Genomic DNA, 21,531 nt, shown 5'->3' with positions numbered 1-21,531 from the left:
CAGCACGGTTCAGCTCAGGTGCTTGCGCCGCGCATGGATCCACGGCACAGCGAGTGCACCGATCGCGCCACCGGCAAAGCCCAGCGACGCGGCAACCGTGGCTGCTTCGACCGCACCCGGCAGGGCCAGCGCGGCAGCCACCAGCAGCAGCGACGGCACGCCGACGAAGGTGCCGAGGAAGAAATGCCAGCGCGGCGACCACGTGTTGAGCTGCAGCAGGCTGACCGGCTGCCATGCTTCGCCGGCTGCGTCTTCGGCCATCTTCGCCACCACCTTGCCCAGATCCACCTCGGGCAGCGCGCGTCCCTGGCGCGCGGTCGCGAGCGCCTCGGCAACGGCGTCCACGGGCGGAAAACCGGACGGCCATGGCACCGGTGCGGGCACCCCGTACGCCGTCAACAGCGGCACGCTCAGCCATGGTGCGACCAGTGGACGCATGCGACGGCGACCGTACACGCACCAGACCTGCGACTGGCCATGCGCGACCACGCTGTACAGCGCCAGCTCGGTGGCCGCCGGATAGCCCAGCATGGTCACCCGCGCGGCCAGGCTGTCCTGCCCCACGGCACGCAGGAAGCCCGCGCGGCTGCGCCCCTCCTGCATCCACGCCACGCCCAGCGCCCCGACCAGAAAGGCTTCGGCCACGTCCCTGCCGCCCGCAGTGGCGCGTTCGTCACTGGCCAGGTACCACGCCAGCGACTTCGGTTCGGCCACATCCGGCAGGCCCCAACGGCTGTCGTCGCCCAGCACATGACGCACCGGCAGGCGCGCGGCCGCGGTCTCGCCACGTTCTCCCGGCTGCAGGAACGGCAGCACGCCCTGGATGAAGGTGGACAGCTCGATGGCGCGTACGCCGTTGCCCTGCCATTCCGGCGGCAGCAGGCCGGCCAGCTGGCCCTGCGACGCCAGCGCATCGAGTCGCGATTTCTGTTCCACCAGCGTCTGCACCGCGCCCTTCAGCACGACGTTGTCAGGCAGTGCGATCTGCGGCAGGCGATGGTGCGGCGGGGCCGCTTCGGGGGCACTGTCGCCGATGCCGACGTCATCCAGCAGTGCGTCCTGTGCCGGCAGGGTCACGCCCTCGCCAGCACCACCCTCGCCCAGGCTGCTGGCAGGATCGGGCAATCGTTCGGCGTGGTCGCTGTGCATGGGCGTTCCGGTAGGGTGCGTCGACGTCGGGTCGACCGGGAGCCTTGCCGGTAACGGCGTGCGTGCGATGAAATTGAGGCGGCGATGCTGGGAATGTGACGGCGCGCGCATCCGCCGGGCATGGCCCGGCGCTACCGATCAGGCGCCCACTGCTTGAGGAAGGCCATCACCTGCGCCGGCAGGTAGGTCTCGCCCCTGCGCATTGCCGCCGTTGCCTGCGGTGCCAGCAGGGTGCCGTCGGCATCGAGCACCAGCAGGTAGGGGTAGTCGCGGCCCATCTCCGGGAACTGGCCGAGGAAAGCGCTGTTGGGCTTCTCGTCGCTCTCGTTGACCTTCACCCACACGTAGTGGGCATCGCGGAAACGGCGCAGGTCGCCATCCCCCTCCACGATCTGGTCCAGCGCATGACAGCGGTCGCAGCCGGCGTTGCCGACCTCGAGGATGATGCGCTTCTTGCCACGCTGGGCTTCCACCTTGGCGGTGGCCAGATCGTCGGCGGGGTCGCGGGCCGGGTCGAACTGTGCACTGAGCCCGGCGATGGCGGCGATATCCGCCGCCACCGGGGTGTTGCCCGAGGCCACCGGTTCGCTGGGGTCAGCGACCGGTGGCTCGGTGGGACGGGTATCCAGTGGCTGCGTCGGCCCGGTGGCGGCGGGTGGCGGGGGTTGCGAACACGCGCCGATCAGCGCCGCACAGACCATCCCCATCGCACCACCGAGCTTCCTACGCATGCCAGCTACCCTCTCATCACTTGACGCCGTGCATCAGCTTGTTGATCAGCGGGGCGATCAGGAACAGCACCACGCCGGAACCGATCAGGGCCCAGAAGCCGAAGGTATACCCCTTCAGTGCCGAATCGATCGTCATGCCGCCTTCACCACTGACGGCGCCGGCGAAGATGCCCGACAGGTTGTTGCCGATGCCGGTGGACAGGAACCAGCCACCCATGCCGAAGCCGACCAGGCGGACCGGGGCCAGCTTGGTCACCATCGACAGGCCGATCGGCGACAGGCACAGCTCACCGACGGACTGGATGACGTAGACCATGAACAGGGTCCAGAACGGGATCTTGCCGTCCACGACCATCTGCGACAGGGCAAACATCAGCAGGGCGAAGGCCGCGCCGTTGAACAGCAGGCCCAGGCCGAACTTGCGCGGGATGGACGGATTGGCGCGACCCAGGGCCACCCAGATCCAGGCGATCAGCGGCGCCAGGGTGATGATGGCCACCGAGTTCACCGACTGGAACCACGCGGTCGGGAAGGTCCAGTTGCCGAAGTCACGGTTGACGATGTTCTCGGCCAGGAAGGTGAACGAGCTGCCGGCCTGTTCGAAGAACATCCAGAACATGACGTTGAACGCGAAGATGATCAGCATGGCGATCACGCGGTCGCGCTGCACCTTGCCCTCGCGGATGCCTTCGACCAGCAGCAGCACGGCCAGCGCAGCGAACATCACGCCCAGGATCCAGGCCAGCGCGGTGGCGCCGGTCGCCAGCAGGAAGTAGGCGACCGGGATGGCCACCAGCGCGCCTACCAGCACCATCACGATGCGACCGAAGCCTTCGGCACCGGCCGGCGGTGCGCCGATGCCCTTCAGGCCGGCCCGGCCGATGTAGAACCACACCAGCGAGATCAGCATGCCCACGCCGGAGGCGATGAACACGACCTTGTACGACGGCATTTCCGAAGTGCCGAACACCTTGCGGGCCAGGTACTCGGTCAGCACCGGGGCGATCATCGCGCCGATGTTGATGCCCATGTAGAAGATGGTGAAGCCCGAATCGCGGCGCTCGTCCTTCAGGCCATACAGCTTGCCGACCATGGTGGAGATGTTCGGCTTGAACAGGCCGTTGCCCACGATGATCGTGGCCAGGCCGAGCTTGAACAGATGCTCTTCCGGCAGCGAGATCATGAACAGGCCGGCCGCCATGATGATCGCGCCGGTCAGGATCGAGCGCTGGTAGCCCAGCACCCGGTCGGCCACGTAGCCGCCGAAGATCGCCGCCGCGTACACCAGCGCCAGATAGGCACCGTAGATACGGCTGGCATCGCCCTCGCCGGCGGCGTTGCCGTTGTAGAACTGGGCGACGATGTAGAGCACCAAGGCCCAGCGGATGCCGTAGAACGCAAAGCGTTCCCAGAACTCGGTCATGAACAGCATCCACAGCGGGCGCGGGTGGCCCAGCGTGGTCTTGAAGTCCGGCAGCGCCGGCTCCGGGGTGTTCGCAGTGGCGTTTACGCTCATGCGGGATTCCTGGTTCGGTGGATGACGAGCACGTCCGATGTGCAATGGAGCAACGCGCGAGGATCACCGACTTGTGGCGTTCACGTCAAATACACGCCGTTTGAGGCAGGTGCCCGCCTGCTCGCTGAACTTGCATCTGAAACGATCCAGCCGCCGGCCGGGATCCGGATGAATGGGGATCAGCCCAGCTCCGGCGGGGGCGCGGCCTGCAGCGTGGTCCGCACCTGGAACAGCTCGGGGAAGAAGGTCAGCTCCAGCGCCTGGCGCAGGAAGCCGACCCCGGACGAGCCTCCGGTACCACGCTTGAAGCCGATCACCCGCATCACCGTACGCATGTGGCGGAACCGCCAGAGCTGGAAGGCCGTCTCCAGGTCCACCAGGTCCTCGCACAGCGAATACTCGCGCCAGTAGCGGTCGGTGTCCTGGTAGATGCGCTCGAAGACCGGCTGCAGGGCGTCGTCGGCCACATGCGGCTGGGTCCAGTCGTGGGTCTCGTACATCGCCGGCACGGCGTGGCCGAAGCGGGCCAGGTACTTCAGGAATTCCTCGTACAGGCTGGGTGCCTCCAGCACGCTCCGCAGCTGCGCCTGCCCGGCCGGATCATGCTCGAACACCTGCAGCATCTGCGCGTTCTTGTTGCCCAGCAGGAACTCGATGTAGCGGTACTGCAGCGACTGGAAGCCCGAGGAAGGCCCCAGCACGTCGCGGAAGCCCATGTACTCGGACGGGGTCAGGGTTTCCAGCACCGACCACTGCTCGGTGAGCTGGCGCAGCACCTGCTTGCTGCGGGCCAGCACCTTGCGGCACTGCCAGACTTCATCACGCTGCAGGAAGCCGATGGCCGCGCCAAGCTCGTGCCCCAGCAGCTTCAACCACAGCTCCGACGTCTGGTGCTGGATGATGAAGAGCATCTCGTCGTGGTGCGGCGGGTTGGACAGCGGCTGCTGGGCACTGAGCAGCTGGTCCAGCCGCAGGTAGCCGCCGTAGGTCAGCCGGCCGTGCAGGTCGGTGTGGATGCCGGCTTCGAGATCGCGTTGGTTGTTGTCGACGGACATGGGCGGGACCAGATCGGGGGCGGCAAGGGTAGCGCGTTGCCGCCGCGCTGGCAGCCGGAGGATCCATACCGGGCCGTGCGGTGGGCCGTGGATCACCCGGCGATGGCGCGCCCGCGCGTGGAACCGTTTGCGACGTTGCACCGGCAGTCAGCCGGAGGCGTATTCTGATGCTATGCAGCAACGACTGAATACGTTGTTGTTATTGGCCCTCCACCCGCCGGCAGGGGTACAACGGGGAATCGCCGTGTTGCGCCGCAGGAAGGCTATTTCGTACGCGTTCCTTAACATGGCGATTCATATCATTTGTAACTTCTCTGTCGAAGGTGCAGTACGCGATGACGGTTGCCGCTGAATTCAAGATCGAATACCTGCAGTATCTGGATGCGGACGGCACGCTCGTCCGCGACGACCTGCCCGAATCCCTGAAGGATCCGCGCGTCCTGGTGCCGCTGTTCAAGCAGATGCTGTACGTACGCACGTTCGACAGCAAATCCATCGCCCTGCAGCGCACCGGCAAGCTGGGTACCTATGCCGCCTGCCTGGGTCACGAGGCGGCGCACGTGGGCATCGGCGCCGGCATGCGCGAAGGCGACGTGCTCGGCCCGAGCTACCGCGAGTACGGCGCGATGTTCATGCGTGGCGTGCGCCCGTACGACGTGCTGATGTACTGGGGCGGCGACGAGCGCGGCAACGACTTCACCGGCAATGCGGTGAAGGACTTCCCGTTCTGCGTGCCGATTTCCACGCAGTGCCTGCACGCTGCGGGCGCCGCGCTGAAGTTCAAGCTCAACAACGAGCAGCAGGTCGCGGTGGCGGTGTGTGGCGATGGCGGCAGCTCGAAGACCGACTTCTATGCCGCACTGAACTCTGCCGGTGCCTACAAGCTGCCGCTGATCCTGTGCATCGTCAACAACGGCTGGGCCATCTCGGTGCCGCGCTCGGCGCAGACCGGCGCCGAAACGCTGGCACAGAAGGGCCTGGCTGGCGGCCTGCACTGCCTGCAGGTGGACGGCAACGATCTGATCGCGGTGCTGGCGGCGATGGAACAGGCGCGCGAGCGCGGCCTCGCCGGCGAAGGCGGCACCGTGCTGGAACTGATGACCTACCGCCTGTCCGACCACACCACCGCCGACGACGCGCGCCGCTACCGCGACGACGCCGAAGTGAAGGATGCCTGGACCCGTGAGCCGATGCTGCGCCTGCGCAAGTACCTCACCGCCCAGGGCGTGTGGAGCGAGGATGAAGAAAAGGCCTGGGTGGAGCAGTGCGGCGCCAGGGTCGACGAGGAAGTGAACCAGTACCTCAATACCCCGGTGCAGCCGGTCGAGGCGATGTTCGACTACCTGTATGCCGATCCGCCGCCGGATCTTCTGGCCCAGCGCGCGGCCGCCATTGCCCTGGAGCAGCGCCATGGATGACATCAAGACGGGCGCTTCCGCTTCCCAGGCCAATGCCGCCGACAGCGCTGCTGTCGCCGGTGGAGACATCGCAATGACCGCTACCCCCATCACCCTGATCGAAGCCATCACCCAGGCGCTGGCCTGGGAGCTGGAACACGACCCGTCGGTGCTGGTGCTGGGCGAGGACGTGGGCGTCAACGGCGGCGTGTTCCGCGCCACCGCCGGCCTGCAGCAGCGCTTCGGTGCGCAGCGCATCCTCGACACCCCGCTGGATGAAACGACCATCGCCGGCCTCACCGTCGGCCTGGCCGCGCAGGGCATGAAGCCGGTGGCCGAAGCCCAGTTCGATGGCTTCGTCTACCCGATGGTCGACCACATCATCTGCCACGCCGCGCGCCTGCGCACCCGTACCCGTGGCCGCCTGCACTGCCCGATGGTGCTGCGCGTGCCGTGGGGCGGTGGCATCCGTGCGCCGGAACACCACAGCGAAGCCAACGAATCGATCTTCACCAACGTGCCGGGCCTGCGCGTGGTGCTGCCGTCCAGCCCGCAGCGCGCCTATGGCCTGCTGCTGGCCGCCATGCGCGATCCCGATCCGGTGATCTACATGGAGCCCAAGCGCATCTACCGCCAGTACAAGGAAGTGGTCGTCAACGACGGCGAAGCCCTGCCGCTGGACGTGTGCTTCGTGCTGCGCGACGGCACCGACGTGACCCTGGTCGCCTGGGGTGCGCAGGTGAAGGAAGCGCTGGAAGCGGCCGACAAGCTGGCTGGCGAGGGCATCAGTGCCGAAGTCATCGACGTGGCCACGCTGCGTCCGCTGGACTTCGCCACCATCGCCGAGTCGGTGTCCAAGACCGGCCGCTGCGTGATCGTGCAGGAGGCCCCGAAGACCGCGGGCTTCGGTGCGGAAATCGCCGCGCGTCTGGCCGAGGAATCGATGTACGACCTGCTGGCCCCGGTCGAGCGCGTTACCGGCTACGACACCCACATTCCGCTGTTCCGCCTGGAGATGAAGTACCTGCCGAGCGTGGACCGGATCGTGACCGCGGCCAAGCGCGCGGTGGCGGCAGGCTGACATGCGGGCCCGCCTCCTTGGGGCTTACCGCAGCCAGTATCCCAACCCGCTCCGGTTCCGCACCGGCCAGATCGTCGAAGTAGGCGTACGTGACGAGGAATGGCCGGCGTTTGCCTGGGTACGCACGAGCGATGGACGCGCCGGCTGGGCGCCCGTCGCCTGGCTGCAACTGCTGGACGACGGTCGCGCCGAAGCCCTGCGCGATTACGACGCCCGCGAGCTGGATGTGGAAAGCGGCGAGATGGTCAAGCTGCATCACGAACACGGCGGATGGTGGTGGTCCGAGCGCGCCAATGGTGCGACGGGCTGGCTGCCGGCCCGCGAACTGGAACTGCTGGAAGAGAACTGCAAATGAGCCAGACCAAGAATTTCAACCTGCCCGACCTGGGCGAAGGCCTGCCGGACGCGACCATCGTCGAGTGGTTCGTGAAGGAAGGCGATGTGATCAAGCTGGACGAGCCACTGGTGTCGATGGAGACCGCCAAGGCCGTGGTGGAAGTGCCGTCGCCGGTCTCCGGCAAGGTGCTGAAGCTGTCCGGTGCGGCCGGCGACATCATTCCGACCGGCTCGGTGCTGGCCAGCTTCGAGATCGACCCGAACCTGCCGCAGCGTGCCGATGGCCAGGACACCGGCCACAGCCACGGCCATGCGCCGGCACCGGCTGCGGCCGCAGCACCGACCCCGCCGCCGCTGCCGACTCCGGCACCGGCCGCCGCCGAGGACGCCAAGGCCGAGCGCGATGACGCCGGCACGGTGGTCGGCGCGATGCAGAGCTCCAATGCCGTGCACACCGAACAGGCGCTGGCCGTCGGTGGCGTCAAGGCCGTGCCGGCGGTGCGTGCGATGGCCCGCAAGCTGGGCGTCGACCTGAGCCGCGTGCGCGCCACCGGCAGCGATGGCGCGGTGACCATGGCCGACGTCAAGCAGGCCGCCGCCAACGGCACCGCCAAGCTCGGCGCCGCGCCGGCCCCGGCTGCCGCTGCGGCCTATGCCGCGCCGGCCCCGGCGCAGGTGTCTGCGCCGGTACAGAACGAAACCCGCACCCCCTTGTCTGCGGCGGGCAAGCCGATGCGCACGCAACCGCCGGGCGTGGTCGCCAAGGGCCAGCCGGAACCGCTGAAGGGCGTGCGCCGCAACATGGCGCGGGTGATGGCCGATGCGCACAGCAAGGTCGTACCGACCACGCTCAACGACGACGCCGACATCCATGCCTGGCTGCCCGGCAACGACGTCACCGCCCGCCTGGTGCGTGCCATCGTGGTTGCCGCGCAGAAGGTGCCGGCGATGAACGCCTGGTTCGATGGCGAAGCGCTGACCCGCACCCTGCACGCGCAGGTGGACATCGGCATCGCCGTGGACACCGATGACGGCCTGTTCGTGCCGGCCCTGCGCAACGCCGACATGCTGGACGCCCGTGGCATCCGCGAAGGCGTGAACCGCCTGCGCGAGCAGGTGGAAGCGCGCTCGATCGCGGCCTCGGAACTGAGTGGCTACACCATCTCGCTGTCCAACTTCGGCATGTTCGCCGGCCGCTACGCGACCCCGGTCGTGGTGCCGCCGTGCGTGGCCATCGTCGGTGCCGGCCGTGCCCGCCATCAGATGACCCCGGTGATGGGCGGCGTGGAAGCGCACAAGGTCATCCCGCTGTCGGTCACCTTCGACCACCGCGCAGCCACCGGCGGCGAAGCTGCCCGCTTCCTGCGCGCGATGATGGACGACCTGGCCCTGGCCAGCTGATGGGATGGGTGCCAACTGTTGGTTGGCACATCATTGGACGAAGCGCCGGGCACTGCCCGGCGCTTTTTTTGTTTCACGATGCCCCCAGCTCAGCACTTCGCTGGACTACGCCAAGGCTCCAAATCCGCAGTGATGCGGCGAAGCTCCAGGCGCTGACCGTCCAACTCCGGCACACCGTGGTACCCGGCCTTCTTCGCAAGATTACCCGACAGGCCGCCGGGTGTTCATGTTTCAGTACCGCTCGAACGCCGACGAGCGGCGCAAAACCCGCCCTGCCCTGATACTGGGAACTGACCGTCGAACAGGCCCGTGCCTTGGCGCAGGAGTGGTTAGCAGAGGTTCGCTGGGGAAGCGATTCGAGCGCAGCCAAGAACGCCGCCCGCAAGGCACCGACTCCGCAATCGGGAACTGGCGCAAGCCGCCAATGACATTGCCGCCGACACCGGACTGACGCATCGGCCCGTCACCGACGGTCGCGGTGGCGTATCGTGAGAGCGTGGGCGGCAATGCGGGCCAGCCATCTGATCTGCCACTCACTGTGCGCCGCCACCCTCCTTGAACGCACTTAGGCAGAGATCCACGAAGCTACGCACTTTGGGATCCATATAGCGGCTCGACGCGAATACGGCGTGGACAGGCGCCGGAACCTCTGCCCAGCCGGGAAGCACGCAAGACAGCGTGCCAGCTGCCACATAGGGTTCAGCCATGAAACGCGGCAAGTGCGTGATCCCGAGTCCTGCAAGCGCGAGGTTCTTCGCGGCGATCGTGCTGTTGACTGCACAGCGCGGGGATGCCGTGACCTTCTCGGTGTTCTCACCATTTACCAGGGCCCAATTGGAGCGCCCCCGCGTCGTCTTCATGATCAGGTTGTGGCGCTTCAGGTCGCCGACGGCGGAAAGCACCGGCCCGCGCTTCAGATAGCCAGGGGCCGCATACAGCCCGTAAGACACCTCGCCGAGTTTGCGCGCCGAGAGCCCCGAATCCTCAAGCGCGCCAACACGGATGGCGACGTCGAAGCCTTCATGGATGATATCGACCAGACGGTTCGTGTATTCCGCTTCCACCGTCACTTTCGGGGCCGTTCGCAGAAACGCTGCGATCCATCCGTCCACGATCATCGTTCCGAACTCGGATCCAGCCGTGAGCTTGAGCAGTCCTTTGGGCTCCCTGGACTGCTGCGCTACCGCCGCCTCCGCTGCTTCGGCGGCGGTCAGGATGCACATGGCGCGCTCGAAGTAATCGCGCCCGACCTCGGTCACGCTGAGGCGCCGTGTCGAGCGGGTGAGGAGCTGTGCGCCGAGCTTCTTCTCCATGCGACTGACGATGCGGCTGATACGCGCCTTGTCGGTGCCCAGCCGATCCGCAGCCGTCGTGAAAGAGCCGTCGGTCACAACCGCCACGAAGACGCGCATCTCGGGCAGATCGATTGATGTATTCATGGACAACAGTATTTGACTTATCCATATATTTATCAATCAAAAGCGTAAGTCCATAGTCCGATTCATGCAACACGTCGCACTCAATGAAATCAGCGGCGGCACTGACTCGCTGCGGTTGTGAGCGTCACGGCGATCGAGACGCTCACCGCCCTGACGTTCGAACGACTTGCTTGCATCGCGGCGCGCTCAGGCGTGCGTCCCATGAAACCTGTCGGCGGATTCCCGCCGTTCTCCCATAGAAGGAATGCGAAGATGACTCAAACAATCGGAATCATTGGCTCCGGCCTCGTCGGAAAGGCCGTTGCGCGCCTCGCGATCGCAGCGGGCTACAAGGTGGTGATCAGCAACTCCCGCGGCGCGGACACCCTCAAGGAGCTGATCGAGGAACTTGGTCCGCTGGCGAGCGCCGGCACCACCGAGGAGGCCATCGCGGCGGGTGACATCGTCACGCTCTCGATCCCGATCGCCGCCTCCGAGCAGCTGCCCGTCGGCAAGTTCGCGGGCAAAGTCGTACTCGACCAGACGAACTACTATCCCGCGTTCGGCAACAACGACGTTCTCGACAAGGGGGAGCTGACCTCGAGTGGGCTGATCCAGCGGCGTTTGCCGGGAGCAAAGGTCGTCAAGGGCCTTCACAACCTCAGCTGGCTCCACATGAAGGCCAACGCGACGCCGAAGGGATCGGCGAGCCGCACGACGCTGCCGATCGCAGGTGACGACGCCGGAGCGAAGCAGGCGGTGACCGAGTTCTTCGACAACATCGGCTTCGATACCATCGATGCGGGCTCGCTCGCAGACAGCTGGCGCATTGAACCGAGCACGCCCATCTACTTCTGGCGCTATGCTCCGACGGTAGATCTGAAAGCGACGGGCGAAGAAGCCGAGCGCGCCTACACGCAGCCCGGCACGCCCGTGTCGCGCGAAGATGCTCAGCGCTTGATCAACGAGGCAAAGCGCCCGTCACCGATCGGCGGCACGTTCGAGGGCATGCCGCAGGTCCACGTCGACCTCTTCATGGCCCAGGCAAGCGCCGCGACCGTCAAGAAGTAAAGCCTCTACATCGGGCGCCCTTGCGGGCGCCCGATGACCGTTCACAGCCTCTGGCCGATACGGTGCGCCTGGCCCGACAGACAAGTGGAACCATGCAACTGGCGCCTCTCGCCGTGCCGATGATTGCCACTCGTGTGGCCTCGTTCCAATCGTTTATTGATGCGCATAAAGACAACTGTCTGTCGTTTTGTCTGCCATTTATCTATTTTTCAATCATCCCTAGAGTAGTGCTTTCAACGCGCTACCGGGAAGCTCGAAAGCAGATGAAGATAGGAATCTTGAATGCTGGCAATGTCGGCAGTCGCCTAGCGCGAGCCTGGGCAACCGCAGGTCATGACCTCGTCATTGCGAAGGACGGCGAGGATCGCAAGATCGCACCGCTGCTGGCAGAACTGGGCGATCAGGCCCGGCTCGGCACGATCCGGGAGGCCGCCGAGTTCGGCGAGGCCGTTCTGTTCTCCGTCTACTGGCCGCGGGTCGACGCGATCGTCAGCGAAGTGGGCGACGCGCTCGATGGCAAGACCGTCATCGACACCATGAATCCGCTCGGCGTCACCGCTGAGTTCCAGCATTTCCACGAGCTGGACTTCATGCGCGACAACTCGACCTCCGAGGTTCTGCAACAACGCTTGCCGAAGGCTCGTATCGTCAAGGCGTTCAATCTGCTGGGATCGCCACTGCTCGAGGCCGCAGCGTGGTCGAAGTCGCCGGTGCAGCCCAACGTCTTCTATGTCAGCGACGACGCTTCGGCCGGGCAGGTGACGCGCGGTCTGATCGCTGATGCCGGTTTCAAACCCATCAACGCCGGCCGCCTCAAAGGCGCCCGGCAACTGGAGCAGGCCGGCGTCCTGCTGCACCACATTGCCGAGCATGAATATGCCGGGGACGCGGAGGGTCTTGTCCGGCTGGCGCTGTCGGTCATCGAGGCAAACCCCGGCCCGATCGCACGCGAACGGATCACCTGAGCCACCTCGCAATCCGATCCGCCAGGCCACTGAAATCACACTTTGCTTTACCCAGGAGAATCTCATGTCCCAGTCCCTCAATGGCAAAACCGCACTCGTCACTGGCGGATCGCGCGGCATCGGTCGCGCGATTGCCGAGCGGCTTGCGGCCAACGGTGCGACCGTTGCCATCACCTACAACACAAGCAGCGCAGGCGCGGAAGAAGTGGTTGCGACCATCGAGAAAGCGGGCGGCAACGCCTTCGCACTTCACGCCGACCTGGTTGATGCCGCGGCGATCCCGGCACTGTTCGATGCGCTCGACCACGAGTTCACTGCAAGGAAGGGCAGCAAGGCGCTCGACATTCTGGTCAACAACGCCGGCAACCCAGGCTGGGGCGGTCTTGCCGATGCGACGCCGGACGCCTGGAACACGATGTTCGCGGTTCACGCCCGCGCACCGTTCTTCGTCGTTCAATCCGCGCTGAGCCGTCTCTCCGATGGTGGTCGGATCATCAATATGTCCTCCGGACTGGCCACGCGCCCATTGCCGGCCGTCCCCATCTACTCCATGGCCAAGGCGGCCATCAGCAACCTGACCCATGCGCTGGCGATGGAACTGGGGCCGCGCGGAATCACGGTGAACGCCGTGGCGCCGGGTTGGACGCGAACAGACATGAACGCCACTGTCCGCGAAAACGCCGACATGGTGAAGGCCATCGAAGCCGATACCGCGCTGGGACGCTTTGGCGAAACCTCGGACATCGCCGCAGTCGTGGCCTTCCTTGCCTCCGATGAAGGTCGTTGGGTGACTGCCCAGGTGATCGAGGCGAGCGGCGGCTACAAGCTCTGATTCCGCCTGGGCGGATAAGGCGTGACGCTGCCGGCGCTTGTCGCGGGCAAGTCAAACTGACCTCCGTCAAAACCGACCAGCGAAATGCGAGTTCGCTCATGGATATCGGAATCATAGGAGCCGGGGAGATCGGAGGCTCGCTGACGCGCCGGCTGTCGAAACTGGGCCACAAGGTGTCCGTCGCCAACTCGCGCGGCCCGGATTCGCTTGCCGAGCTTGCCGCCGAAACCGGCGCCACGGCGGTCACCGTCTCCGAGGCAGCCCGTAACGGCGAGATCGTTTTCGTCGCCATACCGTGTGGAAGATCGCCGAACTGCCTAAGGATCTCTTCGACGGGATCGGCCCCGACACCGTCGTCGTCGATGCCGTCAACTACTATCCCCGGGAACGTGATGGCCGGATCGATGACATCGAAACGGGTATGGCTGAAAGTCGCTGGGTGGCAAATCAATTGGGACGGCCAGGCGCCAGCAGGTAGCCGACACCACTTCGCTATGCGGGTCAGAGCCCTGCGCGCGTCCCTTTGCGCGATACAACATGCGCAGACCGATACCCAGCGCATCGGCCAGCACCTGCCCGGCCACCGGCCGTCGATGGCGGCGCAGCAGCTGCAGCAGCTGGGTCAGGCGCAGCGCACGCGACATCAGCCGACCAGTGCGCTTGATGTCACCACGTGCTCACCGGGTTGCGGGGCCAGCGCGGCTCCGGTCAGTGCCTTGGCGATCTCGGCCGCTGGATTGATCCGCCATGCCCGCGGCAGTGCCGGCCCCAGGGCACCGAGCACCGCCAGCGCGAAACGCTCGCCACGACGGACCTCGGTGCGCTCGCCGCCGATCAGTCCAGGCCGCACCAGGGTCAGCGAAGCAAACCCCAGCGCGCGCAGGTCACGCTCCAGCTCACCCTTCACCCGGCTATAGAAGATCGACGACTGCGGGTTGGCACCGGCGGCGGAATTCAATACATAGGTCTTCGCGCCCTGTGCCTGTGCGAGGCGGGCGAACGCCAGCGGATAGTCATGGTCGATGCGGTGGAAGGCCTCGCGGCTGCCGGCCTGGGCGATGGTGCTGCCCAGCGCGCAGATGACCGCGTCCACGCGCGCCCACTCAGGCGAGGCCGGCAGCGCGTCAAAGGCCAGCACCGGGTTCTCCAGCTTCCCATGGGTCAACGCCAGCGGACGCCGGGTGGGCGCGATCACGGCGCTGCAGCGCGGGTCGTCCAGCAGCCCGGGCAGTGTCAGCCCGCCGACCAGGCCGGTCGCCCCCAGCAACATCACGCGCATTACCACCTCCCGTGCGGCATCCTGTCGCCCATCCTAGCCGTTCAAGCCATCGGCAGCCGCGCCGATATGCTGGAACCAGACCCTGCCAGCCCCAGGATTCGCTCCATGACGGACCACCCCGACCCGCGCCCCGCCCCCGGCACCGCCCTCGGTCCGCCGGCACGCGTGCGCGCGGTGGCCGACGCAGGTGAGGGCGAGCGCGTGGTCCTGCAGGGCGGCAGCAGCGCAAGCCTGCAACGGCTCTTTGCTGGTGCCGATGCGCCGGAGCCGCTGCTGGCCGCGTTCGCCAATGGCATGGCGACGCTGCCGGGCGAACTGGGCGACATGGGTGATCGCCTGCAGTCCGCGCAGGCCAGCGCCGACTGGCCACGCTACGGGCGGGCGATGCGGCAACTGATCGACAAGTACATCCGCACCATCGACCAGCATTCACCGGATGGGCAGCCCGACAGCCTGCGCCTGTCCGAACAGCTGCGCCTGCTGCTGGGCGGCGCGGTAGTGGCGCTGCTGCAGCACGACCCGGACCTGCGCGAGCAGGCGCAGGCGCTGTCCCTTCGCCTGCGCCACTGGCAGCCGGGCAGCGCCCTGGAGCCGATCGAGCAGGGTGTGCGCGAGCTCGGCCATCAGATCGGCGTGCGTGCCGGCAGCTGGCAGGAACAGCAGGCGCTGCTGCTGGAGCTGTTCGCACTGCTGCTGGAGAATGTGAGCGAACTGCTGGACGATCGCAGCTGGCTGCAGGGCCAGATCGCGGCGGTGCGGCAACTGCTGTCCGGCCCGCTGCAGGCCGAGGCCGTTGAACGAACGCGTGCCGAGCTGCGCGAGGTGATCTACCGGCAGGGCCTGCTGCGCCAGGGCATCGACGACTCCAAGGCGGCGATGCGCGGACTGATGGGGGATTTCATCGAACGCATGGATGGCATGGCCACCAGCACCGGTGAATACCATGACCGTATCGGCAGCTACGCACTGCAGCTGCGCGAGGCGCGCAGCATCGCCGATCTGAACCAGCTGCTGCAGGAGGTGATGCGCGATACCGGCAAAGTGCAGCAGCAGGCCGCGCAGGCACGCGACCACCTGGCTGCCGCACGGCTGGACGTGGAGCGCGCTGAACAACGCATCGCCGAGCTGGAACAGGAACTGCGCATGGCCGGCGACCTCGCGCGCATCGATCCGCTGACCCAGGCACTGAACCGCCGGGGCCTGGACGAACTGCTGCAGCGCGAGCTGGCGCGCGCCGAACGCAACAACACGCCGCTGGGCGTGGCGGTGATCGATCTGGATGACTTCCACCAGACCAACAACGCGCATGGTCACGCCGGCGGTGACGCGCTGCTGCAGCACATGGTGGCGGTGTGCAGGCTGCTGCTGCGCGCCACCGATGGCATCGCGCGGCTGGGCGGCGACGAGTTCGTGCTGGTGCTGCCGGAGACCCCCGGTGCGGACAGCATGGCCACCGTGCAGCGCCTGCAGCGCTCACTGGCGCATCGGGTACTGACCGTGCAGGACCGGCGCGTGCCGGTGCATTTCAGTGCCGGACTGGCGCAATGGCAGCCCGGCGATGACAGCGAGGCGCTGCTGCGACGGGCCGACGAGGCGCTGTACGCGGCCAAGCGGCAGGGCAAGAACCGCGTGCAGGCGGGCTGAAGCGCTCCGCCGGGCATGGCCCGGCGCTACCGCCGCCCGTCCGGCGACACGGCTACTTCCCGCGCAGCTTCTGGATGCCGGTCACCGCCGCCAGCACGATGGCGCCAGCGACGATACCCACCACCATGTTGGCAACCGCGCCGATCAGCCAGCCCCACTGGCCCTGGCCACCGAGCGCCTGCACCGCGTGGTGCAGCGCCGGCACGTTGTGCACCAGAATGCCGCCGCCGACCAGAAACATGGCCACGGTGCCGGCGATCGACAGGAACTTCATCAACCACGGCGCCGATGCGACCAGGCCGCGTCCGAACGCTGCGACCGCTCCGCCCTTGCGCGAGAGGTACAGGCCCGCGTCGTCCAGCTTGACGATGCCGGCAACCAGTCCGTAGACGAACACCGTCATCGCCAATGCGACCACCACCAGGGTGAGCACCTGCTGGGAGAACGAGGCGGCGGCAACCACGCCCAGTGTCAGGACGATGATCTCGGCAGAGAGGATGAAGTCGGTACGGATCGCACCTTTCACCTTGTCCTTCTCCCACGCCACCATGTCCACCTGCGCATCGGCCAGTGCCTTGCGCCGCTCGGCCTGGTGCTCGGCGTCCTCGTCCGCCGAATGCAGGAAACGGTGCGCCAGCTTTTCCACGCCCTCGAAGCAAAGGAATGCGCCACCGATCATCATCAAGGGCACGATCAGCGGCACGTTCCAGCCACGACCATGCAGCCAGGCTTCCAGGGCGCTGATCGCCAGCGCGGCCGGAACCAGGATCACCTTGTTGAGCAGCGAGCCTTTGGCCACCGCCCAGACCACAGGCAGTTCACGGTTGGCAGAAACACCGGTTACCTGCTGCGCGTTCAGCGCCAGGTCGTCGCCAAGCACACCGGCCGTCTTCTTCGCGGCCACCTTGGTCAGGATCGAGACGTCATCGAGCAGCGTCGCGATATCGTCGAGCAGGGCAAACAGGCTGGCACCGGCCATGGGGGTTCCAGGAGGGAGGATGGACGGATTCTGACCGATCCAACGGCCCGGGAGGAAGTGGATTCACCGCGTGCCTACCCGGCCCCGGCCAGACTGGCGAGGTGATCCCGTTCCGCCGGGCATGGCCCGGCACTACCGGTCGTTGTCCACAAGGAGTGCCGTTTGAACAATCCGCCCACCGCCACTGGCAATCCACCGCTGGTAAAAGGCATGAGCCGACGCAGCCAGATCCTGCGCCTGCTGATGCGCTACCGTCATTCGGGGGTGTTCTCCGGCATGAACCTGGACGCAGCCGGCAGCCAGGCCGAGGTGCCGGCCGACGGCAATCCCGAGCAGTTCGTCAGTGACCTGGAAGCGCTGGGGCCGACGTTCGTCAAGCTGGGCCAGATGCTGTCCACACGTCCAGACATGGTGCCGGTGGAGTTCGCCACGGCACTGGAGCGCATGCAGGAGAAGGTGGCCGAGATTCCGGTCGAACGCATCCATGCCATCGTCGAGCAGGAGCTGGGGGCACCGGTGAGCAAGCTGTTCGCGGCCTTCGACCCCGAGCCGCTGGGCTGCGCCTCGATCGCCCAGGTCCATCGTGCGGTGATGCATGACGGCCGGCAGGTCGCGGTGAAGGTGCAGAAGCCGGAGGTCGCCGCGCAGCTGCGTTCGGACCTGGAAGCGTTGCGCAGCTTCGCTCTGGCCGCCGATCACCTGACCCAGGTCGGCCGCCGGGTCCGCCTGCGCGACTGGCTCAACGAGTTCGCCAAGACCCTGATGCAGGAGCTGGATTACCACGCCGAGGCCGAGAACCTGGCCCGCTTCGGCCGCCATCTGCGGCCCTTCCGGCGCCTGTGGGTCCCGCAGCCGATCTGGGATTACAGCAGCCAGCGCGTGCTGACCATGGAGCTGGCCACCGGCGTTCGCGTGGACGCGATACCCGGCGTACGCCGTACCGAGCAGTCGATGGACCCGTTGGCAGCCGCGCTGATCCGGGGCTACCTGGACCAGATCTTCGTGCATGGCGAGATCCACGCCGATCCCCATCCGGGCAACCTGCGGGTGATGCCCGATGGTCGCCTCGCCATCTTCGATCTGGGCATGGTCGCGCACATGCCACCGCGGCTGCGCGAGCGCCTGCTGAAGATCCTGTTCGCCGCCGTCGATGGCCGCGGCGAAGAAGTGGCGGACGATCTGATCAGCATCAGCACCCGGCTGGAAGCCTTCGACGAGGAGCGTTACCTGCGCGAGACCGGCCAGTTGATCGCGCGCTATGCCGCCAGCGGCAACTTCTCCGAGGGACGCGTGGTGCTGGACATGGTGCGCATCGCCACGGCCTGTGGATTGCGTACGCCGCCGGAACTGAGCCTGCTGGGCAAGGCGCTGCTGAACCTGGAGACGGTCTGCCGCCTGCTCGCGCCCGAACTGGACACGCGCCGCATCGTCGAGCGACAGCTGCAGCATGTGATGCGCGCGCGCCTGAAGAAGTCGCTGTCGGCCGCCAACCTCGCCAGCGAGGCGATGGAGCTGCAGCAGCTGCTGCGCGATGGGCCGCGCAAGCTGTCGGACATCATGGCCCTGCTGGCCGAGAACCGCCTGCAGATGAAGGTGACCGGGCTGGAGGAATCACGGCTGATGGAGAACCTGCAGAAGATCGCCAACCGCGTGGCGGCGGGCATCATCAGCGCAGCGCTGATTCTCGCCGCATCGCTGATGATGAAGCTCGATACCGGCTGGCATGTGTTCGGTTACCCGGCGATCGCGCTGGTGCTGATGCTGATCGGCGTGGCGTTGGGGCTGGGCATCGTCACCAGCGCGCTGTTGTTCGATCGGCGCGCGCGGGCACGCGAGGAACGCGGCCATCGATGAGCGGAGTGCGTGGTGCGCGACATGTGCACCTGCGGCATACGTCCGTCTCTGAAGTGCCGCATTCATGCGGTTCTTAATGCAATCCAACGCGCATTTTCACGCTCGTTTTACTTGATCGCGCTGTTACCGCACGCGGTCGATCAACAAACATTTCAGTCAGGTTCGTGCATGCACTATCGGGTCATCGGCCTGTCATGCACACATGCTAGCGGCAGCGCCGGTCGGATGGACACGCGTCGGTACGACGTCCATCGCACCACCCCGTTCACTGCCGAAGCCGCCTATGCTCTGGATCCTTCTGCTGTCGTTGTTGCTGCTGGTCTGGCTGTTCCTCGCTTCCGACAAATGGATGTGGTGGAAGGCCGGTTCGTTCTCACTGCTGTTGCTGGCGCTCAGCACGTGGTGGCTGATCGACAAGCTCTCCGGTGACGGACTCAACGCCGCCACGCTGTACCACCTGGGTGCGGACATGGAGGGTGCCGGCGTCGCCGACTTCAAGGGCTACATCGCCGGCTTCATCGTGCTGGCCCTGGTTTCGCTGCTACCGCTGTTCGCCACGCGGATCCGCCGCTGGCATCGGCCCGGACGGGGTGCGGCCTGGTTCGCCGGCTTCGCCGTCGCATGGGTGGTCACGCTCATGGTCAGTCCGCTGGCGCGCGACGGCCAGCGTCTTTACCAGCAGCTGCGACCGGTTGATTTCGCGCGCATCGCGCCGGAATACCAGGTGCCTACCCAGCCGTTGCAGCGGCCGCGCAACATCGTCTGGATCTACGGCGAAAGTCTTGAACGCACTTATCTGGACGAGAACGTGTTTCCCGGGTTGATGCCCAATCTCAATCGTCTGGCCGCCAGGTCGTTGGATGTGCGCGGCCTGGCATCGGCCGAAGGCAGTGGCTGGACCATCGCCGGGCTGGTGGCATCGATGTGCGGCGTGCCGCTGACCACCTCGCAGGGCGATGAGAACAGCATGGACCGGATGGGCAGCTTCCTGCCCAAGGCCGTGTGCCTGGGCGACTACCTGAAGCAGCAGGGCTACACCAACCATTATCTGGGCGGCGCCAACGGCCAGTTCGCCGGCAAGGGCCAGTTCCTGGCCAGCCACGGCTTCGACGAAGTACATGATCTGGCGTGGTTCAAGCAGCAGAAGAAGATCGGGCGCATTCACTACTCTGCTTGGGGCGTACACGATGACGTGCTGCTGGACACCGCCTACCAGCGCTTCGAGCAGCTCTCGCGCGCCGGCGCACCGTTCATGCTGACCACGCTGACCATGGATACGCACCATCCCGCAGGCCACCTGCCGGTGTCGTGCAAGGGCGAACGCTACCAGAGCCAGTACGGCAACATCGGCCTGCTCAACGCGCTCAAATGCACCGACCGCCTGATCTCGCAGCTGGTCCAGCGCATCCAGGCCAGTCCGTACGGCAAGGACACGCTGATCGTGATCGCCTCGGACCATCTGGCGATGCCCAACGATCTCAGTCACGTGCTGGCCAGGCAGAAGCGCGAGAACCTGCTGCTGTTCCTCGGTGATGGCGTGGCGCCGCGCCAGCTGGCGGCGGAGAACGGCTCGACGCTGGACTCCGGCGCCACCCTGCTGGGCCTGCTCGATCCGGGCCTGCGCACGATGGGCTTCGGCCGCTCGCTGCTGGACGAAACACGTGCCCCCAGTGCCAGCGTCGCGGCGCGTCGCGATGGCGGCCGCGATTACCCGCAGTACCTGGCATTCGCCCGGTCGCTATGGCTGGGCGAGCCGACCCGCGAACTGAGGATCGACAACGACGACCAGGTGGTGGTGGGCATGCAGCACGTGCAGCCGCCGGTCCTGCTGGAGTACGACAAGGACTGGGGCCTGAAGTCGGTGTATCTGGAGAACACGTCCCGCCAGTTCGACGATGCCGATCCGGACAACACCCTGGCCTATGTGGATCGCTGCACCGCATTCGAGGATGGGTCGGCCGACGGCGACTGGTGCGCCTTGCTGGTGAACCGCGACAACGGCATCAAGCTGTACCGCGACGACGACCTGCGTGGTGGCATCGCGGTGGACGCGCCGCTGGATGCGTTCCAGGGACCGCGCCCGAGCGTGCGCCAGGCCCACATGATCACCCAGAAGGGCCGCCGCACCCGCGCCGGCCAGTACATGCTGCAGCTGGTGGCAAGCACGCGCCCGGATCGCGGTTTCTGGATCGAGGCCGTGTCATCGCAGCGCAAGGTGGTGCTGGCCCAGCAGTGGGTCCAGCCTGATGCCGACGGCAAGATCAATGTGTCCTTCGGACTGGATCATGAAGTGGACGATCTGGAGATCCGCGCCTGGTTGAATCACGCCGAGAAGCTGGCCGTGGATACCTTCGCGCTGGTGCCATCGCGCAGCCGACCGCGGGGATAGGGTTCTCTGCAGGGCTGTGCCCTGCACCTGCTGCAAGCTGGAGCAAAGGCAACAGCAACAGCAACAGCAACAGCAACAGCGTGCATTCCGTGGGATGGCGGGGCGGTGTAGGTTGGCAGGACACGCCGTAAACCCATCCATGGGGGCTCGATGGCGCCATCCATGGCGCCAACGGTCCTGCCAACCCACACCGCCCCACCTCTGACGGTTTCCGGCAGCCGTAGGCAGGTGTCGACCTTGGTCGACACTTCTGCCAGATATCGAAATCAATCTAGGGTCAGATCCGTTTTCTGCGGAAGAAAACGGATCTGACCCCAAAAGCAATTCCAGCAGATCGCGGAAATCTGTCGAAGGCGGGGTGGGCCCGGTTGCGGGGGCGTGAGCCGCATGGATGCGGCGACCGAGCTTACATGGACGTACTTGCAGCGTCCCCC

At 66.3% G+C, this 21,531-nt stretch carries 17 protein-coding genes and 2 pseudogenes; 11 read left to right on the top strand and 8 right to left on the bottom strand.

From position 1 onward, the window contains the following. Window positions 1-9: 9 nt before the first annotated feature. From QMZ25_RS04265 to QMZ25_RS04250, 4 genes are all read right to left on the bottom strand, one after another. Window positions 10-1,149 (bottom strand): hypothetical protein, encoded by a 1,140-nt coding sequence (locus QMZ25_RS04265; protein ID WP_283219183.1) that lies wholly within the window; start codon window positions 1,147-1,149, stop codon window positions 10-12. Window positions 1,150-1,280: 131 nt separating this feature from the next. Further along, window positions 1,281-1,880, bottom strand: coding sequence for a thioredoxin family protein (locus tag QMZ25_RS04260; protein WP_065174365.1), 600 nt, complete (start codon window positions 1,878-1,880; stop codon window positions 1,281-1,283). Between the two features lie 16 nt (window positions 1,881-1,896). Beyond that, on the bottom strand, window positions 1,897-3,396 hold the full coding sequence (locus QMZ25_RS04255; protein WP_053519850.1) for an oligopeptide:H+ symporter: 1,500 nt from the start codon (window positions 3,394-3,396) through the stop codon (window positions 1,897-1,899). Window positions 3,397-3,575: 179 nt separating this feature from the next. Next, window positions 3,576-4,451 carry a tryptophan 2,3-dioxygenase family protein gene (locus QMZ25_RS04250; RefSeq protein WP_053519851.1) on the bottom strand — a complete coding sequence of 292 codons (876 nt, stop codon included), beginning with the start codon at window positions 4,449-4,451 and terminating at the stop codon, window positions 3,576-3,578. 335 nt (window positions 4,452-4,786) lie between these two features. On the opposite strand from QMZ25_RS04250, the gene pdhA reads away from it, so the two are divergent. From pdhA to QMZ25_RS04225, 5 genes and pseudogenes are all read left to right on the top strand, one after another. After that, window positions 4,787-5,869 (top strand): pyruvate dehydrogenase (acetyl-transferring) E1 component subunit alpha, encoded by a 1,083-nt coding sequence (gene pdhA / locus QMZ25_RS04245; RefSeq protein ID WP_053519852.1) that lies wholly within the window; start codon window positions 4,787-4,789, stop codon window positions 5,867-5,869. Next, window positions 5,862-6,929 carry an alpha-ketoacid dehydrogenase subunit beta gene (locus tag QMZ25_RS04240; protein WP_053519853.1) on the top strand — a complete coding sequence of 356 codons (1,068 nt, stop codon included), beginning with the start codon at window positions 5,862-5,864 and terminating at the stop codon, window positions 6,927-6,929. The genes pdhA and QMZ25_RS04240 overlap by 8 nt, the downstream gene beginning before the upstream one ends. Window position 6,930: 1 nt before the next feature. After that, the gene (locus QMZ25_RS04235) at window positions 6,931-7,284 is read left to right on the top strand and encodes an SH3 domain-containing protein (RefSeq protein WP_053519854.1); all 354 of its coding nucleotides are present in this window, start codon (window positions 6,931-6,933) and stop codon (window positions 7,282-7,284) included. Continuing rightward, complete coding sequence (locus QMZ25_RS04230) at window positions 7,281-8,666, top strand: dihydrolipoamide acetyltransferase family protein (RefSeq protein WP_053519855.1); 1,386 nt, start codon at window positions 7,281-7,283, stop codon at window positions 8,664-8,666. The genes QMZ25_RS04235 and QMZ25_RS04230 overlap by 4 nt, the downstream gene beginning before the upstream one ends. 122 nt (window positions 8,667-8,788) lie before the next feature. After that, window positions 8,789-9,061: pseudogene (locus QMZ25_RS04225) on the top strand (Arm DNA-binding domain-containing protein); the annotation flags it as partial. A gap of 138 nt (window positions 9,062-9,199) precedes the next feature. Here QMZ25_RS04225 and QMZ25_RS04220 read toward each other — a convergent pair. Next, window positions 9,200-10,105, bottom strand: a complete 906-nt coding sequence (locus tag QMZ25_RS04220; RefSeq protein ID WP_227255314.1) for a LysR family transcriptional regulator — start codon at window positions 10,103-10,105, stop codon at window positions 9,200-9,202. Window positions 10,106-10,222: 117 nt separating this feature from the next. On the opposite strand from QMZ25_RS04220, the gene QMZ25_RS04215 reads away from it, so the two are divergent. The 3 genes from QMZ25_RS04215 to QMZ25_RS04205 all read left to right on the top strand — a co-directional run bounded on the left by QMZ25_RS04215 (window position 10,223) and on the right by QMZ25_RS04205 (window position 12,952). Beyond that, window positions 10,223-11,155 (top strand): NADPH-dependent F420 reductase, encoded by a 933-nt coding sequence (locus QMZ25_RS04215; protein WP_283219182.1) that lies wholly within the window; start codon window positions 10,223-10,225, stop codon window positions 11,153-11,155. A gap of 92 nt (window positions 11,156-11,247) precedes the next feature. Then, window positions 11,248-12,120 (top strand): NADPH-dependent F420 reductase, encoded by an 873-nt coding sequence (locus QMZ25_RS04210; protein WP_227255315.1) that lies wholly within the window; start codon window positions 11,248-11,250, stop codon window positions 12,118-12,120. Window positions 12,121-12,184: 64 nt separating this feature from the next. After that, a complete protein-coding gene (locus QMZ25_RS04205) occupies window positions 12,185-12,952 on the top strand; it encodes an SDR family oxidoreductase (RefSeq protein WP_283219181.1) in 768 nt (255 codons plus the stop codon). A gap of 459 nt (window positions 12,953-13,411) precedes the next feature. Here the strand turns inward: QMZ25_RS04205 and QMZ25_RS04200 are convergent. Next, a pseudogene (locus QMZ25_RS04200) lies at window positions 13,412-13,596 on the bottom strand (HTH domain-containing protein); the annotation flags it as partial. Then, window positions 13,596-14,231 carry an NAD-dependent dehydratase gene (locus tag QMZ25_RS04195; RefSeq protein WP_283219180.1) on the bottom strand — a complete coding sequence of 212 codons (636 nt, stop codon included), beginning with the start codon at window positions 14,229-14,231 and terminating at the stop codon, window positions 13,596-13,598. The gene QMZ25_RS04195 and the pseudogene QMZ25_RS04200, both read right to left, overlap by 1 nt. Window positions 14,232-14,336: 105 nt before the next feature. Here QMZ25_RS04195 and QMZ25_RS04190 point away from each other — a divergent pair, with 105 nt between their 5' ends. After that, on the top strand, window positions 14,337-15,875 hold the full coding sequence (locus tag QMZ25_RS04190) for a GGDEF domain-containing protein (protein ID WP_053519859.1): 1,539 nt from the start codon (window positions 14,337-14,339) through the stop codon (window positions 15,873-15,875). A 52-nt stretch (window positions 15,876-15,927) separates the two neighbouring features. Here QMZ25_RS04190 and QMZ25_RS04185 read toward each other — a convergent pair whose 3' ends face one another. Continuing rightward, window positions 15,928-16,854 carry a DUF808 domain-containing protein gene (locus tag QMZ25_RS04185; protein WP_111186575.1) on the bottom strand — a complete coding sequence of 309 codons (927 nt, stop codon included), beginning with the start codon at window positions 16,852-16,854 and terminating at the stop codon, window positions 15,928-15,930. Window positions 16,855-17,064: 210 nt separating this feature from the next. Between QMZ25_RS04185 and QMZ25_RS04180 the strand changes: the two genes are divergently transcribed. Both QMZ25_RS04180 and QMZ25_RS04175 read left to right on the top strand, forming a co-directional pair. Next, a complete protein-coding gene (locus QMZ25_RS04180) occupies window positions 17,065-18,708 on the top strand; it encodes an AarF/UbiB family protein (protein ID WP_227255316.1) in 1,644 nt (547 codons plus the stop codon). Between the two features lie 283 nt (window positions 18,709-18,991). Continuing rightward, entirely contained in the window at window positions 18,992-21,097 is a 2,106-nt protein-coding gene (locus QMZ25_RS04175; RefSeq protein WP_283219179.1) for a phosphoglycerol transferase I, read from the top strand. Window positions 21,098-21,531: the final 434 nt, after the last annotated feature.

This window comes from Stenotrophomonas sp. RS-48 (assembly GCF_030053245.1).
Lineage (GTDB): Bacteria > Pseudomonadota > Gammaproteobacteria > Xanthomonadales > Xanthomonadaceae > Stenotrophomonas > Stenotrophomonas maltophilia_P.
The sequence above is the reverse complement of the archived record's forward strand: the minus strand, read 5'-3'. Positions and strand labels throughout refer to the sequence as shown.

Coding starts and splice junctions, on each gene's coding strand:
- QMZ25_RS04185 (WP_111186575.1), bottom strand. CDS start 16,854: ATGGCCGGTGCCAGCCTGTTTGCCCTGCTCGACGATATCGCGACGCTG.
- QMZ25_RS04250 (WP_053519851.1), bottom strand. CDS start 4,451: ATGTCCGTCGACAACAACCAACGCGATCTCGAAGCCGGCATCCACACC.
- QMZ25_RS04190 (WP_053519859.1), top strand. CDS start 14,337: ATGACGGACCACCCCGACCCGCGCCCCGCCCCCGGCACCGCCCTCGGT.
- QMZ25_RS04230 (WP_053519855.1), top strand. CDS start 7,281: ATGAGCCAGACCAAGAATTTCAACCTGCCCGACCTGGGCGAAGGCCTG.
- pdhA (WP_053519852.1), top strand. CDS start 4,787: ATGACGGTTGCCGCTGAATTCAAGATCGAATACCTGCAGTATCTGGAT.
- QMZ25_RS04255 (WP_053519850.1), bottom strand. CDS start 3,396: ATGAGCGTAAACGCCACTGCGAACACCCCGGAGCCGGCGCTGCCGGAC.
- QMZ25_RS04235 (WP_053519854.1), top strand. CDS start 6,931: ATGCGGGCCCGCCTCCTTGGGGCTTACCGCAGCCAGTATCCCAACCCG.
- QMZ25_RS04210 (WP_227255315.1), top strand. CDS start 11,248: ATGCAACTGGCGCCTCTCGCCGTGCCGATGATTGCCACTCGTGTGGCC.
- QMZ25_RS04205 (WP_283219181.1), top strand. CDS start 12,185: ATGTCCCAGTCCCTCAATGGCAAAACCGCACTCGTCACTGGCGGATCG.
- QMZ25_RS04180 (WP_227255316.1), top strand. CDS start 17,065: ATGAGCCGACGCAGCCAGATCCTGCGCCTGCTGATGCGCTACCGTCAT.
- QMZ25_RS04240 (WP_053519853.1), top strand. CDS start 5,862: ATGGATGACATCAAGACGGGCGCTTCCGCTTCCCAGGCCAATGCCGCC.
- QMZ25_RS04195 (WP_283219180.1), bottom strand. CDS start 14,231: ATGCGCGTGATGTTGCTGGGGGCGACCGGCCTGGTCGGCGGGCTGACA.
- QMZ25_RS04265 (WP_283219183.1), bottom strand. CDS start 1,149: ATGCACAGCGACCACGCCGAACGATTGCCCGATCCTGCCAGCAGCCTG.
- QMZ25_RS04175 (WP_283219179.1), top strand. CDS start 18,992: ATGCTCTGGATCCTTCTGCTGTCGTTGTTGCTGCTGGTCTGGCTGTTC.
- QMZ25_RS04220 (WP_227255314.1), bottom strand. CDS start 10,105: ATGAATACATCAATCGATCTGCCCGAGATGCGCGTCTTCGTGGCGGTT.
- QMZ25_RS04260 (WP_065174365.1), bottom strand. CDS start 1,880: ATGCGTAGGAAGCTCGGTGGTGCGATGGGGATGGTCTGTGCGGCGCTG.